The sequence below is a fragment of the Amycolatopsis sp. WGS_07 genome (assembly GCF_045278895.1).
Taxonomy (GTDB): Bacteria; Actinomycetota; Actinomycetes; order Mycobacteriales; family Pseudonocardiaceae; genus Amycolatopsis.
In genome coordinates, this window is the sequence record NZ_CP136053.1 from 8793604 (window position 1) to 8808433 (window position 14830).

The following is a 14830-nucleotide window of genomic DNA, read 5'->3' on the forward strand; positions in this document are numbered from 1 at the left end:
ACCCGAGCGCAGGTCCGGCCAGGGAATCCCGGGGAATCGGATTCGCCGGGAATTCCCTTGCCGGGACCGGAATCAGCGGTTGCGCGCGGCTTTTCCGCCCGCCTTCGGCTTCTGCTTCTTTTCGCGGACGCGCACATTCACCCGGACGGGACTGCCCGCGAAGCCGAACTGCTCGCGGAATTTCCGCTCGATGAACCGGCGGTACCCGGCCTCGAGGAATCCGGTGGTGAACAGCACCAGCGTCGGCGGCCGGATGCCCGCCTGCGTCGCGAACAGCACCTTCGGCTGCTTGCCGCCGCGCACCGGCGGCGGCGTGGCCGCGATGAGGTCGGACAGCCAGCCGTTGAGCTGGCCGGTCGACACTCGCTGGTCCCACGACGACAGCGCGGTGCGCAGCGCGGGCGCGAGCTTGCGCACCGCGCGCCCGGTGAGCGCGGAGACGTTGACCTTCTCCGCCCACGGCACCCGGACGAGGCCGCGGTCCAGCTCGCGCACCATGGCGTGCCGGCGGTCCTCGTCGACCAGGTCCCACTTGTTGAACACGAGCACGCACGCGCGGCCCGCCTCGACCACCATCGTCAGCACCCGCAGGTCCTGTTCGGTCAGCGGTTCCGAGGCGTCCAGCAGCACGAGCGCGACCTCGGCCGCGTCGATCGCGGTCTTGGTGCGCAGCGACGCGTAGTACTCCGCGCCGTCGGCGAAGTTGACGCGTTTGCGCAGGCCCGCGGTGTCCACGAACCGCCAGACCTCGCCGTCCAGCTCGACCAGCGAGTCGACCGGGTCGACCGTGGTGCCCGCGACCGAGTCGACCACCGAGCGCTGCTCGCCGGAAAGCCGGTTGAGCAGGCTGGACTTGCCGACGTTCGGCTTGCCGACCAGCGCGACGCGGCGCGGCCCGGCGGTCACCGTGCCCGCTTCGCGCGGCGCTTCGGGCAGCGCGGCCATGATGGCGTCGAGCAGGTCGCCCGAGCTGCGCCCGTGCAGCGCGCTGACCGGGTACGGCTCGCCGAGGCCGAGCGACCACAGCGACGCGGTGTCGGCCAGCAGCCGGTCGTCGTCCACCTTGTTCGCGGCCAGCAGGACCGGCTTCTTCGACCGGCGCAGCACGCGCGCGACCGCCTCGTCGGTGGCGGTGGCCCCGACCGTCGCGTCGACGACCAGCAGCACCGCGTCCGCGGTCTGCATGGCCATCTCGGCCTGCACCGCGACCGAGGCCTGCAGGCCGGTGGCGTCGGGCTCCCAGCCGCCGGTGTCGACGAGCGTGAACCGGCGCCCGGCCCAGAACGCGTCGTAGGCGACGCGGTCGCGCGTCACGCCCGGCACGTCCTGCACCACCGCTTCGCGGCGGCCGAGGATGCGGTTGACCAGCGTGGACTTGCCCACGTTCGGCCGACCGACCACGGCGAGCACCGGCTGCGCGGCGGCCGCCCGGCCGTCCGCCTCCTCGGCCTCGATCTTCGCGTCGAGCGCGGCGAACTCGGACTCGTCCGACCAGCTTCCGTCGACCTCGCCGAGACCGTCCACCGCACTGTCCGCGGCGGCGTCAAACCCTGTCATCGTTTCCCAACTTCACCTACGGCGTGGCGAACCCGTGTTCGCCGCGCCAGTCGTCCAAAGCCTGCACGAGCGCCGCGAGCTGCGTGCGCAGCTCTTCGGTGCCCTGGTCAAGGCCCTTGCGGCCCGGACCGACCTTCAGCGCGAACGGCTCCCCGAACAGGAGGTCCACGCGCGGGCGCCAGCGGCGCTTGCCGTCGGCCGGCTTGCGCGTCCCGCGGATCGCGATCGGCAGCACGGTGGCTCCCGAAGCGCGCACGAGCCACGCCGCGCCGCGTTCGGCCGCGCCGACGTCGCCCTCGCCCCGGGTGCCCTCCGGGAAGATGCCGACCGCCCCGCCCGCTTTCAGCACTCCGACCGCCGTGGTCAGCGGCGTCCGGTCGATCTCGCCCCGGCGGACCGGGATCTGGCCGATCGCCCGCAGCAGCCGCCCGGCGACTCCCTTGAACAGTTCGGCCTTGGCCAGGAACGCGCTGCGCCGCGGAAGCATTCCGATCACGAGCTGCGGATCGACGTTCGAGCTGTGGTTCGAGATCACCAGCAGCGGCCCGTCGGCGGGCACCCGGTCGCGCCCGTGCACCCGGATCCGGAACGCCGGACGCAGATAATACCGGCCCGCCGTCCGCCCGATGTCGAGCAGGAGGCCGTTCGCCCCCTCGGGGAGGGCGCCGCTCACCGGCTGACCCCGGCCTCGGCGGCGGCCGGTTCGGCCGGGCAGTCGCCGAGCAGGCCCCGGCCGCGGGCGAGTTCGGCCAGCGCGACGATCACCTGGTCGATCGTCAGCTCCGACGTGTCCACCTGGACCGCGTCGCCGGCCGCGCGCAGCGGCGAGGCGGCGCGGGTGGAGTCGATCCGGTCGCGGCGCTCCACCGATTCGCGGGCGGACTCGACGCTGGAAGCCCGGCCCGCCGCGGAGTCCTGGGTGTTCCGCCGCGCGGCGCGGACCTCGGCCGACGCGGTGAGGTAGATCTTGAGCGGCGAGTCCGGGGCGACGGTGGTGCCGATGTCGCGGCCCTCCACCACGATCCCGCCGTCGTCCTCGATCGCGTCGGCGATGATCCGGCGCTGGCGGGCGACCAGCACCTCGCGCACCTGCGGCACCGCCGAGACCGGCGACACCGCGCCGGTCACCTCGGGGCCGCGGATCTCGGCGGCCACGTCCTCGCCCGCCAGGCGCACGTCCGGCCGCTCCGGGTCGGTGCCGAGCGCGAAGTCGACGTCGTGCGCGAGGGCGCCGACGGCGTGTTCGTCGGCGAGGTCGATCCCGGCCCGCAGCACGGCCAGCGTGACCACGCGGTACATCGCGCCGGTGTCGAGGTAGCGGGCGCTCAGCCGGCCGGCGAGCTTGCGCGCCACCGTGGTCTTGCCGGTTCCCGACGGGCCGTCCAGCGCGACCACCCCACGTAGGGCTCCCGTCACCGATGTTCTCCTCACGTTCGTCCCGCACACCCGGTCCGGTTCATTCTGCCCGGAGCCCGTCGCGGCACCTCAGGCGGCGTCCGTCGCGGTCCCGCCCAGGCGATGCTAGACAATCTAGCGCCGCTATATTAGCGTTGCACTCGTTCCTAGCACTGCTAACTCACTGGGGTTCCCATGCTCGTCGCCGCTTACGTCCTCGCCTGCGTGCCCGCGCTCGGCATCATCTACATCGGGTTCGGCTACCTGTTCGCCCCGGCGAAGAGCGCCGCCACGTTCGGCCTGCGCACGATCCCGACCGGATCGACCGCGTTCTTCGAGATCAAGGGCAACCGCGACCTCGGCACCGGGCTGATGCTCTGCGTCGCGATGCTCGCGGGCAGCCCGCACCTGGTCGGCTGGCTGCTGCTCGCCGCGACCGTGATGCCGCTCTGCGACATGCTGATCATCTTGCGGCACAAGGGAAAGAAGGCGATGGCCTACGGCGTCCACGGCGCGACCGCCGCGCTGATGGCCGCCACCGCGATCTTGTTCCTGCTGGGCTAACTCCGCGAATCGGACAATGAGTTACCGTGGCTGACGTGAACGTCGAAGTCACCCCTCTTCCCGGAATCGGTGTCCGCAAGGACTTCGCCACCCGCGCGGGACGCCGCATCGGCGTCGTCACCCAGCGGGACGGCAAGATCGAGCTGATCGTCTCCAAATCGGATGATCCGGACGCCTGCCTCGCGTCGCTGCCGCTGACCGCGGACGAGGCGGGCGCCCTCTCGAACCTGCTGGGCGCGCCCCAGCTGGTGGCGCAGCTGAACGAGGAGCACCGCGAGCTGCCGGGCATCAACACCAAGCAGCTGCCGATCACCGCGGACAGCCCGTTCGACGGCCGTTCGCTCGGCGACACCGCGATGCGCACGCGCACCAGCGTCTCGATCGTCGCGGTGATGCGGGCCGGCCAGGTGCACCCGTCGCCGACGCCGGACTTCCTCTTCACCGCGGGCGACCTGCTCGTCGTGGTCGGCACGTCCGAGGGGCTCGAAGCCGCCGCGAAGATCCTCAAGCACGGCTGATGGACCACACCGCACTCTCCCTGGTCGAACTCGGCGCGGTCTTCTTCGTGCTCGGCGTGCTGGGCAGGCTCGCCGGCCGGATCGGCCTCTCCCCATCCCCCTGTACCTGCTCGGCGGCCTGTGCTTCGGCTCCGGCGGCCTGATCCCGCTCGCCGACATCGGCGATTTCGCCCACCTCGCCAGCGAAATCGGCGTGGTGCTGCTGCTCCTGCTGCTCGGCCTGGAGTACTCCGCGGCCGAACTGTTCACCGGCATGCGGCGGTCCTGGACCGCGGGCCTGGTGGACATCGTGCTCAACGCGGCCCCGGGCGCGATCGTCGCGCTGATCCTGGGCTGGGGCCCGATCGGCGCCATCGTCATGGCGGGCGTCACGTACATCTCGTCGTCCGGCATCATCGCGAAGGTCCTCGGCGACCTCGGCCGGCTGGGCAACCGCGAGACGCCGGTGGTGCTGTCGATCCTCGTGTTCGAGGACCTCGTGATGGCGCTGTACCTGCCGATCCTCACCGCGATCCTGGGCGGGGTGAGCCTGCTCGGCGGACTGGAAGCGGTCGGCATCTCGCTGCTGGTGATCACCGTGGTGCTGGTGATCGCGCTCAAGTTCGGCCGCTACGTCTCGGCGCTGGTGGACAGCGACGACCGGGAAGTGTTCCTGCTCAAGATCCTCGGCGCGGCGCTGCTGGTGGCCGGGATCGCCTCGGCCCTGCAGGTGTCGGCGGCGGTCGGCGCGTTCCTGCTGGGCATCGCGGTGTCCGGCTCGACCGCGCACAACGCGACCCGGCTTCTGGAGCCGTTGCGGGATCTGTTCGCGGCGATGTTCTTCGTGGTGTTCGGACTGAACACGAACCCGGCGTCGATTCCGCCGGTGCTCGGCTGGGCCGCGGTGCTCGCCGTGGTGACGACACTGACGAAGGTGGCCACCGGATGGTGGGCCGCCCGGCGGCAGAAGATCGGCCGGTTGGGCCGGGCCCGCGCTGGAGCGGCTTTGGTCGCCCGCGGGGAGTTTTCGATCGTCATCGCTGGTCTGGCGGTCACCGCGGGCGCGGTGGATGGCGAGCTGGCCGCGTTGGCTACCGCTTACGTGCTGCTGATGGCGATCCTCGGGCCGACCGCGGCGCGAGTGGTGGAGCCGGTCGCGAAAGCGTTGCAGCGCAAGGCGGCCGCGAAGGAAACCGTCACCGCCAACTGACGTCCGTGAGGGGAACCCTGAAGGAAATCAGGGTTCCCCTCACGGCTTTTAGCGCAGGTCGAAGCGCGCGGCCGCAGGTACGTGCGCCAGGTCGCCCGACGGTGCGGACTCCGTCCACGGGCGAGCCGGGACCGTGCCCACCAGCGGAACCCGGACCGACGTCTTGGCCAGGTCGATCGCCAGCTTCGGCGGATTCGCGGGCGCGGTCACGAAACCGTTGTCCGTCCCGCCGATCACCAGCGCCAGCCGGTGCCCCGCCGGAACGACGTGGTCCGTGCTCGCGAGCCGGAACGTCATCGTGTACGCCTTGCCCGGCGTCAGCCGCGCTTCCCGGCTCAGCGACTGGTAGTTCGCCAGATCCGCCCAGCCTCGGCTGATGATCGTGTAGTCCACCTTCGTCGTGTCCGCGCTGGTCACCTTGTAGCAAGCGCTGTCGGCATCCGTGCTCGAACCCCAGCAGGTGCGGTCCGTGCCGGTGACGATTCCTTCGCCGGAGCCGGAGAAGTTGCGGATCGTCGCCGGGCCGTAGTCCACCAGGATCGCCGACAGACGCGCGGTGGAGGTGCTCGGCGTGGCGGTCACGGTGATCGACGAGGTGCCCGAAACCTGCACCGGCGAAGTGAGCGCGCCAGTGCTGTACAGGACGCGATTCGCCGACGTGGCCGACGGTTTCGCCGCCCACTCGTTCTCCCCCACCTTCGGGTTGTCGGTGAAGGACGCGGTACCCTGGCTGCCCGCGGTCCCGAGCGTGCCGACGCCCGGGGTGCGGCTCGGTTGCGGGCGCAGGACCGTCGCCTTCGTGCCCGGCGCCGGGTAGGTCGCTTCGTTCGCCCACTGGTCCGGCTGGCGTTCGACGGTCGCCATCGGTTCCTTCTCGATGCCGTTGTCGATGCCCATCAGGTAGTGGTCGAACCACCGGTGCAGGGTGTCGACCCACTCGGTGCGGCGGTAGTCGAACGGGTCGACGTGCCCGGTCTGCGCGAGCCAGATCTTGCGTTGCACGCCCTTCGCGGCGAGCGCGTCCCACCACTGGCCGTAGTTGATCGGCATGACGTTCAGGTCGTTGACGCCGTGCGACACGAACACGCTGGCGCGCACGTTCTTCGCGTTCGCCACGTAGTCGCGGTCCGCCCACAGGGGCCCGTAGTCGCCGTTCGCGGTCGCGCCCTGGGCGAGTTTCTGGTGCTGCGCCGTGCAGTCCTGGCCGCCGTTGCGGCGCTCGACGGTCTGCGCGAGCCCGTCCGGGTTGAAGCCGAACGACGCGCCGTCCGAGCGGTAGTAGTCGTACCAGGAGCTGATCGCGGAGATCGGCACGATGGTCTTGAGGCCTTCGACGCCGGTCGAGGCGACGCCGTTGGCGATGGTGCCGTCGTAGGACTTGCCGATCATCCCGACGCCGCCGTCGCTCCAGCCCGCCGACGTCTTCGTGCCGCCGGTCTTCGCGGTGTAGCCGGTCGCGCGGCCGTTCAGCCAGTCGACGACCTTCTTCGCCGACTGCACGTCCGACGGGCCCCCGACGTCCACGCACCCGGTCGACCGGTTGGTGCCCGCCAGGTCCACGAGCACCACGGCGTACCCGCGCGGGACGAAGTAGTTGTCGTAGAACAGCGGGAAGCCGGCCGGGCGGCCCTGGTCGTCGTACGTCTTGAACTGGGTTTCGTTGCCGCGCCCCACCGAGGAGTAGTACGGGCTGGCGTCCATGATCACCGGGATCTTCTTGCCCGCCTCGGCCGGTTCCTTCGGCCGCACGATGTCCGCGGCGACCCGGTCGGAGACGCCGTCCCCGTCGCCGTCCCGGCCGAGGTCGACCCACACTGTCTCGCGGATCGCCCCGGCGTAGTCGTACCGCGGTTCGGTCCCGGTTCTCGCCGGCGCGGCCGTCGCGGCCGCCGGCACCACCACTCCCGCGGCCAGCACCGCGGCGGCGCACAGCCCTGTCAGCACACGCATTCCCGTCGCCCTCCAGAGTCGTCGTCGGGTACCGACAACTCAACCGGGGCGGCGGTGCCCGGCATCAGGGCCGAAAGTGGGGAACCGGTCAGAGTCCCACGGTGCGGTACAGCGTGCCGACCTCGCCGCGGTTCAGCCTGCGGATCGTGCCCTGGCGCTGGTTGCCCAGCTGCACGTCGCCGACCGCGGTGCGCACCAGCTTGCGCACCGGATGCCCGGTGGCCGCCATCAGCCTGCGCACGATGTGCTTGCGCCCCTCGTGGATCACCAGCTCGATCATGCTGCGCCCGGAGTGCATGTCCTTGACCCGGAACTGGTCGACCTTCACGATCCCGTCCGGCAGCTCCCAGCCCGCGCGCAGCTCCTTGCCGAGCCCGCGCGGCACCAGGCCCTCGACCTCCGCGAAGTACGTCTTGAGCACCCGGTACGACGGGTGCATCAGCCGGTGCCCGAGGTCGCCGTCGTTGGTGAGCAGCAGCAGGCCCTCGGTGTTCTCGTCGAGCCGCCCGACGTGCACGACGCCCGGGGTCTCCTCCCACCGGCCGCGCAGGTAGTCGCCGACGCACGGGCGGCCCCGGTCGTCCGACATCGTCGAGTGCACGCCCTTGGGCTTGTTGAACGCGAGGTACACGAGGTCGTCGCGGAGGTTGACCCGGGTGCCGTCGACGTGGATCACGGCCTCGGCCGGGTGCACGCGGCGGCCGAGTTCGGTGACGACCTCGCCGTCCACCTCCACCCGGCCTGCCGCGATCAGGTCCTCGGCCGCCCGGCGCGACGCCACGCCGGCCTGCGACAGGACCTTCTGCAGGCGGATGCCGTCGGGGTGTTCGTCAGATGTCATCGATGGTGTCCACTTCGGGTAGCAGCGGAGCGATCGGGGGAAGGTCGTTCAGCGACGACAGCCCCAGTCGCTCCAGGAACAGCTCGGTCGTCACGTACAGCGTGCCCGTGGTCTCCGGGTCGGTGCCCATCTCCTCGATGAGCCCCCGCGCCAGCAGGGTCCGGATCACGCCGTCCACGTTCACCCCGCGCACCGCGGCGACCCGGGCCCGGGTGACCGGCTGCCGGTACGCGATCACGGCGAGGCTCTCCAGCGCGGCCCTGGTCAGCTTCGACCGCTGGCCGTCCAGCAGGAGCTTCTCCACGAACGGGGCGTAGGTGTCCCTAGTGTAGAACCGCCACCCTTCGCCGACGCGCCGCAGGTCGATCCCGCTGGCCCGCTCGGTGAACTTCTGCGCCATCGTCCGCAGCGCGACGGTCACCCTGGCGACCGGCTGGTCCAGCGTCTCGGCGAGGGAATCCTCGGCGATCGGCGAATCCACGACCAGCAGCAGCGCTTCGAGGGCGGCCTCCAGCGCCTCGTCGTCCTCGACGCTGGGCAGGCCGCTGTCCACGGCGACCAGCCCTTCGTCGTCGGAGGGCTCCGGCTCCGCTTCCGGGGCGGCGTCGGGTTCCGGCTCGGCAGGCTCCGCCGCTTCGGCTTCCGGCTCGGCTTCAGTGGTCTCCTGCTCGGCAGGCTCCGCGGCATCGGCTTCCGGCTCGGCTACGGCGTTCTCCGGCTCGGCCGCTTCGGCTTCCGGCTCGGCGGTCTCGGCCTCGTTTTCCGGCCGCGGCGCGGTTTCCGGCTCCGTCTCCTCGGCCTCCCCGGCCGGCTCGGCGGCCTGCTCGGCCTCGACCTGGGCCTCTTCCGCCGGAGTCTCCTCGGCCGCCGCGCGGTCGTCTTCGGTGCTCACCCGTATTCCTCCTCCTCGGCCGCCGCGCGGTCCTGCTCGGCGGCGGCGGACGCCTCGGCCACGCTGCCGCCGGTCCAGCGGACGTGCAGTTCCGCCAGTGCCTCCAGCTGGTCGAACTGCACCGACGATTCGCGGTACAGCTCCAGCAGCGCGAGGAACCGGGCCACGACCTCCACCGTGTGCTCGCAGTCCGAGGTCAGTTCCTTGAACGTCGCCTGCCCGGCCTCGGCGAGCTTCACCCGCAGCAGCGCGGCGTGCTCGCGCACGGACACCCGCCCCATGTGGATGTGCGCGATCGACACCTGCGGCGGCGGTTTCGGCCGGAACACCGCGACCGCGATCTCCGCGAACCGCTCCGGCGTGACGCCCAGCATCACCTCCGGCAGCAGCCCGAGGTACCGCTCCTCCAGCGCCACCGAACGCGGGTACCGGCGCAGCGCGCCTTCCTCCAGCTCGCCGAACAGCGCCGCCACCTGCTTGTACGCGCGGTACTGCAGCATCCGCGCGAACAGCACGTCGCGGGCTTCCAGCAGGGCGAGATCGTCCTCGTTCTCGACCTCGGCCGCGGGCAGCAGCCGGGCCGCCTTGAGGTCGAGCAGGGTCGCCGCGATCACCAGGAACTCGGTGGTCTCGTCGAGGTTCCAGTCCGGACCGAGCGCGCGGGTGTAGGCGATGAAGTCGTCGGTGACGGTGTGCAGGGCGACCTCGGTGACGTCCAGCTGGTGCTGCGAGATCAGCTGCAGCAGCAGGTCGAACGGGCCCTCGAAGTTCTGCAGCCGCACCTTGAACTTCGACGAGTTCTCCTCGGCGGCGGCGTATCCCTCGGGGATGGTGCCGCCGTGGACCGTCTCGTGCTCCGCCGGAACCGCTGGGCTGTCCGTGCTGGCAGAACTGTCTGTGCCGTCGGTGCTGTCTGTGCCGTCGGTGCTGTCCGGGGCCGCCGGGCTGTCCGCCGGTTCCGCGGCCGCCGCTTCCGGCTCCGGCAGCTCGGCCGATGCCGGTTCGTCCATCAGCCCTCGGTTCCGCCGTCCTCGCCGCTCGCCCGCAATCGCTGGACCAGCACGGACTCCTCGCCGCGCTGGTCGAAGTCGGCGAGCAGCACGGCGACCGCCTCGCGGACCAGCCTGCCGCGGTCGACCACCAGCTCGTGCTTGGCGCGGAGGTTCAGCCGGGCCTGCTCCATCGCGAGCAGTTCCTCGCCGGAGACGTACACGGTGATCTTCGCGTCGTGCTTGGTGCGCCCGGACCCGCTGCGCGCCGCGTTGCGGGCCAGCTGGTCGGTGTCCGCGGGCGCGCCCGGCTTGGCGCGCGGCGGGGCCACCGGTTCCGCCGGGGCGGGCACGGCGGGACGTTCGAGCGCGGGAGTCGCCGGGCTGGAGGTGAGGCGGAAGAGTTCCGACGCTCCGGGCAGGGAAGCGCGCCTGCTCACCGAGCGATCACCTCGCGGGCCAGCGCACGGTAAGCCGCGGCGCCGGCGGATTTGGGGGCCCAGGTCGTGATGGGCTCTCCCGCGACCGTCGTCTCGGGGAACCGCACGGTGCGGTTGATCACCGTGTCGAACACGGTGTCGCCGAATGCCTCGACCACGCGAGCCATGACCTCCTTCGAGTGCAGGGTTCTCGGGTCGTACATCGTGGCGAGAATCCCCGTGATGTCCAGTTTGGGGTTGAGGCGTTCCTGCACCTTCTCGATCGTGTCGATCAGGAGCGCGACGCCTCGCAGACTGAAGAACTCGCACTCCAGGGGGATGATCACACCGTCCGCGGCGGTCAATGCGTTCACCGTCAACAGGCCGAGCGAGGGCTGGCAGTCGACAAGAACATAGTCGTAGTCGTTCATCACCGGACGAAGGACCCGTAACAACGTGTGCTCGCGCCCTACCTCTGCGACGAGCTGGACCTCCGCCGCCGACAGGTCGATGTTGCTCGGCAGCAGGTCAACGCCGTCGACGCGGGTTTTGCGGAGCACGTCCTCGATCTGCACCGAGCGCTCCATGATGACGTTGTAGACCGTCTGGTCCAGTTCGTGCGGCTGAATGCCGAGCCCGACCGACAGGGCACCCTGGGGGTCGAAGTCGACCAGCAGCACGCGGCGGCCGCATTCGGCGAGCGCGGCCCCGAGGTTGATCGTGGACGTGGTCTTGCCGACCCCGCCCTTCTGGTTGCACATGGCGAGCACCTTCGCCGGGCCGTGCCGCTCCAGCGGCGGCGGCTCGGGGATCTCGCGCAGCAGGCGCCCGGTCGGCCCGATCCCGCTCTCCGCGCGCTCCTTCGCCCGCATCCGGGCGCGTTCGGCGCGGGTGAGCGGCCGTTCCGGTTCGTCGCCCTCGTGCTCCGCCGGGGTGGCGATCTGCGCGTGCTCGAGGTTCGCCGCGGCCGAACCGGCGGACGCGTTCGGGTCCTCCGGCTGGTTCGGTGTCGGTGTCGACATGGCGCGAAAGCTCCTTGCTCGGCGGGGTCCCGGGCAGCCTATGCGGGATTCCGGAGCACCGGCAAAGCGCCGCGCCGGGCCGCACCGGCCGAGTCACCGCAGCGTGGGAAGGCTGTCGACCGCCGTGGGTGATCAGCCGAGCGCACGCGGATGCGCGGTGGCGTAGACCTCGCGCAGCGTCGTGACCGTCACGAGCGTGTAGACCTGGGTCGTGGTCACCGACGCGTGGCCGAGCAGCTCCTGCACCACGCGGACGTCCGCGCCGCCCTCGAGCAGGTGGGTCGCGAACGAGTGGCGCAGCGTGTGCGGCGAGACCGCGGCGGTGATCCCGGCGCGCTCGGCGGTGTCCTTGAGCACCTGCCACGCGCTCTGCCGGGAAAGCCGGCTGCCGCGGGCGTTGAGGAAGATCGCCGACGTGCCCCTGCCGTTCGCGGCGAGCGCGGGGCGGGCGCGGACCAGGTACGCGTCGAGCGCTTCCAACGCGGGACGGCCGATCGGCACCAGCCGTTGTTTGCCGCCCTTGCCGTCGAGCAGGACGGTGCGCTCGGTCTCGTCCACATCGTCCACGTCGAGCCCGACCGCCTCGGAAATCCGGGCTCCGGTCGAGTAGAGCAGCTCCAGCAGCGCGCGATCGCGCAAGGAGCGTTCCCCGTCCGGCGGCGGGGTGTCGAGCAGCTTCAGGACGTCCGCGACCGGCAACGCCTTGGGCAGCCGTTTCGCCGCGGCCGGCGGGCGGACGTCGCGGGCCGGGTCGTGTTCGGTGAGCCCGTCGGCGTGCGCGAACTTGTGCAGCCCGCGCACGGCGACCAGCGCCCGCGCGGCCGACGACGCGGCCAGCGGCTGGTGTTCTTCGTCGCCCTCGCGCAGCGCGGCGCCGAACGACGTGACGTGCGCGGGCGTGACCTCGGTCAGCCGCCCGACCCCCGCCGCTTCCAGATGGGCGGCGTAACGGCGGAGGTCGCGGGAGTAGCTGTCGAGGGTGTTGCGAGCGGTGCCGCGTTCGACGACGAGGTGATCGAGGTACGTGGCGATCGCGCCTCGCACCTCGACACCCGCTTCATTCACGCCGCCACTCTAGGACGGCGCACCGACAGAACCGAGAATTCAGCCCTCGGCCAGTCGGAGAGCGAACCGCGAGGGCCGGTCCTGCCACGGCGCGTCGGCCGGGCGCGTCTCCGCTGCCCCGGCCAGCACCGCGTGCGCCGACAGCACCCCGGAGACCGTCGCCCCGTTGACCAGCTCGCCCGCCAGTGCCATCCGGACCGCCTCGGCGAGCGGGAATTTCCGCACCACCAGGTCGGCCTCCTCCTCGCCGAGCACCTCGCGGTCCACTTCGGACAGATCGCGCGCGAGGAACACGCGCACCACCTCGTCGGTGAACCCGGGCGAGGCCGCGACGTCGACCAGCGTCTCCCAGCGGCCCGCGGCGAGCCCGGCCTCCTCGGCCAGCTCGCGCCGGGCCGCGTCGACCGGGTCCTCCCCGGTTTGTCGATCAGCCCGGCGGGCAGCTCCCACAGCCTGCGCCCGAGCGGATGCCGGTACTGGTGCACGAGCGTGACGTTGTCCTCGCTGTCCAGCGCCGCGATCACCACCGCGCCGAGGTGTTCGACCACCTCGCGCTTGGCGGTGCCCCCGCCGGGCATCACGACGTCGTCGACCCGGAGGCCGACGACGCGTCCCACGTGGACGACCGTGCTGCCGGCCACGGAGAACTCGTGCGTGCCGGGCGCGGTCACCGGGCCGCCACGGGCGTCTCGGGCAGTTCGACCGGGAGCCGCTCGGCGACCTTGCGGTCCACGACCGCCTTCACGAACGCGCTGAACAGCGGGTGCGGCCGGGTCGGGCGGCTCTTCAGCTCGGGGTGCGCCTGGGTGCCCACGAAGAACGGGTGCACGTCCGCGGGCAGCTCGACGAATTCGACGAGCCGGTCGTCCGGCGAGGTGCCGGAGAACACCAGGCCCGCGTCGCCGATCTGCTTGCGGTAGGCGTTGTTCACCTCGTAGCGGTGCCGGTGGCGCTCGGACACCTCGGTGGTGCCGTACGCCTTGGCGACCTGCGAACCGGCCTTGAGCTTCGCCGGGTACGCGCCGAGCCGCATCGTGCCGCCCATGTCGCGTTCGCCCGCGACGACGTCGCGCTGGTCGGCCATGGTCGAGATCACCGCGTGCTTGGTGCCCTCGTCGAACTCGGCCGAGTTCGCGCCCTCGATGCCCGCGAGGTTCCGGGCGCTTTCGATGACCATGCACTGCAGGCCGAGGCACAGCCCGAGCAGCGGCACGCCGTGCGTGCGCGCGTAGTGGATCGCGCCGACCTTGCCCTCGATGCCGCGGATGCCGAATCCGCCGGGGATCAGCACACCGTCCACATCGGACAGCACGGAGGCCGCGCCGGATTCGGTCTGCGCGTCGTCCGAGGCGACCCACACGATCTCGACCTTGGCGCGGTGCGCGAACCCGCCCGCGCGCAGCGCCTCGGTGACCGAGAGGTACGCGTCCGGCAGGTCGATGTACTTGCCCACCACCGCGACCCGGACGATCTCGCTCGGGTTGTGCACGCGGTCGAGCAGGTCGCCCCACACCGTCCAGTCGACGTCGCGGAACGGCAGGCCCAGCCGGCGCACCACGTACGCGTCGAGCGCCTCGCCGTGCAGCACCTTCGGGATGTCGTAGATCGAACGCGCGTCCGGGCAGGCGATGACCGCCTCCGTGTCGACGTCGCACATCAGGCCGATCTTGCGCTTGAGGTCGTCCGGGATCTCCCGGTCCGCGCGGCACACCAGCGCGTCCGGCTGGATGCCGATGTTGCGCAGCGCGGCGACCGAGTGCTGGGTCGGCTTGGTCTTCAGCTCGCCCGACGGGGCGAGGTACGGGACCAGCGACACGTGCAGGAAGAAGCACTGGTCGCGGCCGACGTCGTGGCGCACCTGGCGGCACGCCTCGAGGAACGGCAGCGACTCGATGTCGCCGACCGTGCCGCCGACCTCGGTGATCACCACGTCCGGCGACACGCCGTTCTCGTCCGGCCCGGCCGCGGCGGTGATCCGCGCCTTGATCTCGTCGGTGATGTGCGGAATCACCTGGACGGTGTCGCCGAGGTACTCGCCGCGGCGTTCCTTGGCGATCACCTCCGAGTACACCTGCCCGGTGGTGACGTTCGCCTTCCCGTCGAGAGAGCGGTCGAGGAAGCGCTCGTAGTGCCCGATGTCGAGGTCGGTCTCGGCGCCGTCGTCGGTGACGAACACCTCGCCGTGCTGGAACGGGTTCATCGTCCCGGGGTCGACATTGAGGTACGGGTCGAGCTTCTGCATCGTGACGCGAAGTCCGCGTGCGGTGAGCAGCTGTCCGAGGCTGGACGCCGTCAGACCCTTACCCAGAGAGGAGGCAACGCCTCCGGTGACAAAGACATATTTGGTAGCCCGCGACTGAAGTCCCACGGGCCGCCAGCATATCCCACTCTCGCGGGTTCGCTCGCCGACGCCTCTTCCCGGCGCGGCG

Annotated in this window: 13 protein-coding genes and 2 pseudogenes; 3 read left to right on the top strand and 12 right to left on the bottom strand. The window is 71.3% G+C overall.

Annotated features, from left to right (window positions below):
- Positions 1-72: 72 nt before the first annotated feature.
- Genes der through cmk form a run of 3 tightly spaced genes read right to left on the bottom strand, consistent with a single transcriptional unit; the run spans position 73 to position 2952 of the window.
- Positions 73-1557 (bottom strand): ribosome biogenesis GTPase Der, encoded by a 1485-nt coding sequence (der, locus tag RPX00_RS41315; RefSeq protein ID WP_406633894.1) that lies wholly within the window; start codon positions 1555-1557, stop codon positions 73-75.
- A 16-nt stretch (positions 1558-1573) separates the two neighbouring features.
- The gene (locus tag RPX00_RS41320; RefSeq protein ID WP_406633896.1) at positions 1574-2230 is read right to left on the bottom strand and encodes a lysophospholipid acyltransferase family protein; all 657 of its coding nucleotides are present in this window, start codon (positions 2228-2230) and stop codon (positions 1574-1576) included.
- Entirely contained in the window at positions 2227-2952 is a 726-nt protein-coding gene (cmk, locus tag RPX00_RS41325; protein WP_406643262.1) for a (d)CMP kinase, read from the bottom strand. Before cmk ends, RPX00_RS41320 begins: the two co-directional genes overlap by 4 nt.
- A gap of 195 nt (positions 2953-3147) precedes the next feature.
- On the opposite strand from cmk, the gene RPX00_RS41330 reads away from it, so the two are divergent.
- From RPX00_RS41330 to RPX00_RS41340, 3 genes and pseudogenes are all read left to right on the top strand, one after another.
- A complete protein-coding gene (locus tag RPX00_RS41330) occupies positions 3148-3516 on the top strand; it encodes a DUF4267 domain-containing protein (RefSeq protein WP_406633898.1) in 369 nt (122 codons plus the stop codon).
- A gap of 35 nt (positions 3517-3551) precedes the next feature.
- Positions 3552-4034 (top strand): cation:proton antiporter regulatory subunit, encoded by a 483-nt coding sequence (locus RPX00_RS41335; protein WP_009079551.1) that lies wholly within the window; start codon positions 3552-3554, stop codon positions 4032-4034.
- A pseudogene (locus RPX00_RS41340) lies at positions 4034-5223 on the top strand (cation:proton antiporter). The gene RPX00_RS41335 and the pseudogene RPX00_RS41340 overlap by 1 nt, the downstream one beginning before the upstream one ends.
- A 48-nt stretch (positions 5224-5271) precedes the next feature.
- Here the strand turns inward: RPX00_RS41340 and RPX00_RS41345 are convergent.
- From RPX00_RS41345 to RPX00_RS41385, 9 genes and pseudogenes are all read right to left on the bottom strand, one after another.
- Entirely contained in the window at positions 5272-7173 is a 1902-nt protein-coding gene (locus tag RPX00_RS41345) for a Xaa-Pro dipeptidyl-peptidase (protein ID WP_406633901.1), read from the bottom strand.
- A gap of 88 nt (positions 7174-7261) precedes the next feature.
- Positions 7262-8014: a pseudouridine synthase gene (locus RPX00_RS41350; protein ID WP_406633903.1), complete on the bottom strand. Its 753-nt coding sequence runs from the start codon at positions 8012-8014 to the stop codon at positions 7262-7264.
- Positions 8004-8906, bottom strand: a complete 903-nt coding sequence (scpB, locus tag RPX00_RS41355) for an SMC-Scp complex subunit ScpB (RefSeq protein WP_406633905.1) — start codon at positions 8904-8906, stop codon at positions 8004-8006. Before scpB ends, RPX00_RS41350 begins: the two co-directional genes overlap by 11 nt.
- Positions 8903-9916 carry a segregation and condensation protein A gene (locus RPX00_RS41360; RefSeq protein ID WP_406633907.1) on the bottom strand — a complete coding sequence of 338 codons (1014 nt, stop codon included), beginning with the start codon at positions 9914-9916 and terminating at the stop codon, positions 8903-8905. Before RPX00_RS41360 ends, scpB begins: the two co-directional genes overlap by 4 nt.
- Positions 9916-10335 (bottom strand): cobyrinic acid a,c-diamide synthase, encoded by a 420-nt coding sequence (locus tag RPX00_RS41365; protein ID WP_378305428.1) that lies wholly within the window; start codon positions 10333-10335, stop codon positions 9916-9918. The genes RPX00_RS41360 and RPX00_RS41365 overlap by 1 nt, the downstream gene beginning before the upstream one ends.
- On the bottom strand, positions 10332-11336 hold the full coding sequence (locus RPX00_RS41370) for a ParA family protein (RefSeq protein WP_406633909.1): 1005 nt from the start codon (positions 11334-11336) through the stop codon (positions 10332-10334). Before RPX00_RS41370 ends, RPX00_RS41365 begins: the two co-directional genes overlap by 4 nt.
- A 132-nt stretch (positions 11337-11468) precedes the next feature.
- Positions 11469-12401, bottom strand: a complete 933-nt coding sequence (gene xerD / locus RPX00_RS41375; protein ID WP_406633911.1) for a site-specific tyrosine recombinase XerD — start codon at positions 12399-12401, stop codon at positions 11469-11471.
- Positions 12402-12440: 39 nt separating this feature from the next.
- Positions 12441-13072 (bottom strand): annotated as a pseudogene (locus RPX00_RS41380) (NUDIX domain-containing protein).
- Positions 13069-14769, bottom strand: a complete 1701-nt coding sequence (locus RPX00_RS41385; RefSeq protein ID WP_406633913.1) for a CTP synthase — start codon at positions 14767-14769, stop codon at positions 13069-13071. Before RPX00_RS41385 ends, RPX00_RS41380 begins: the two are co-directional and overlap by 4 nt.
- Positions 14770-14830 lie beyond the last annotated feature (61 nt).

Excerpts from the sequence above, each read along its gene's own strand:
- der (WP_406633894.1), bottom strand. The coding sequence starts at position 1,557 with ATGACAGGGTTTGACGCCGCCGCGGACAGTGCGGTGGACGGTCTCGGC.
- RPX00_RS41330 (WP_406633898.1), top strand. The coding sequence starts at position 3,148 with ATGCTCGTCGCCGCTTACGTCCTCGCCTGCGTGCCCGCGCTCGGCATC.
- RPX00_RS41345 (WP_406633901.1), bottom strand. The coding sequence starts at position 7,173 with ATGCGTGTGCTGACAGGGCTGTGCGCCGCCGCGGTGCTGGCCGCGGGA.
- RPX00_RS41350 (WP_406633903.1), bottom strand. The coding sequence starts at position 8,014 with ATGACATCTGACGAACACCCCGACGGCATCCGCCTGCAGAAGGTCCTG.
- RPX00_RS41360 (WP_406633907.1), bottom strand. The coding sequence starts at position 9,916 with ATGGACGAACCGGCATCGGCCGAGCTGCCGGAGCCGGAAGCGGCGGCC.
- RPX00_RS41370 (WP_406633909.1), bottom strand. The coding sequence starts at position 11,336 with ATGTCGACACCGACACCGAACCAGCCGGAGGACCCGAACGCGTCCGCC.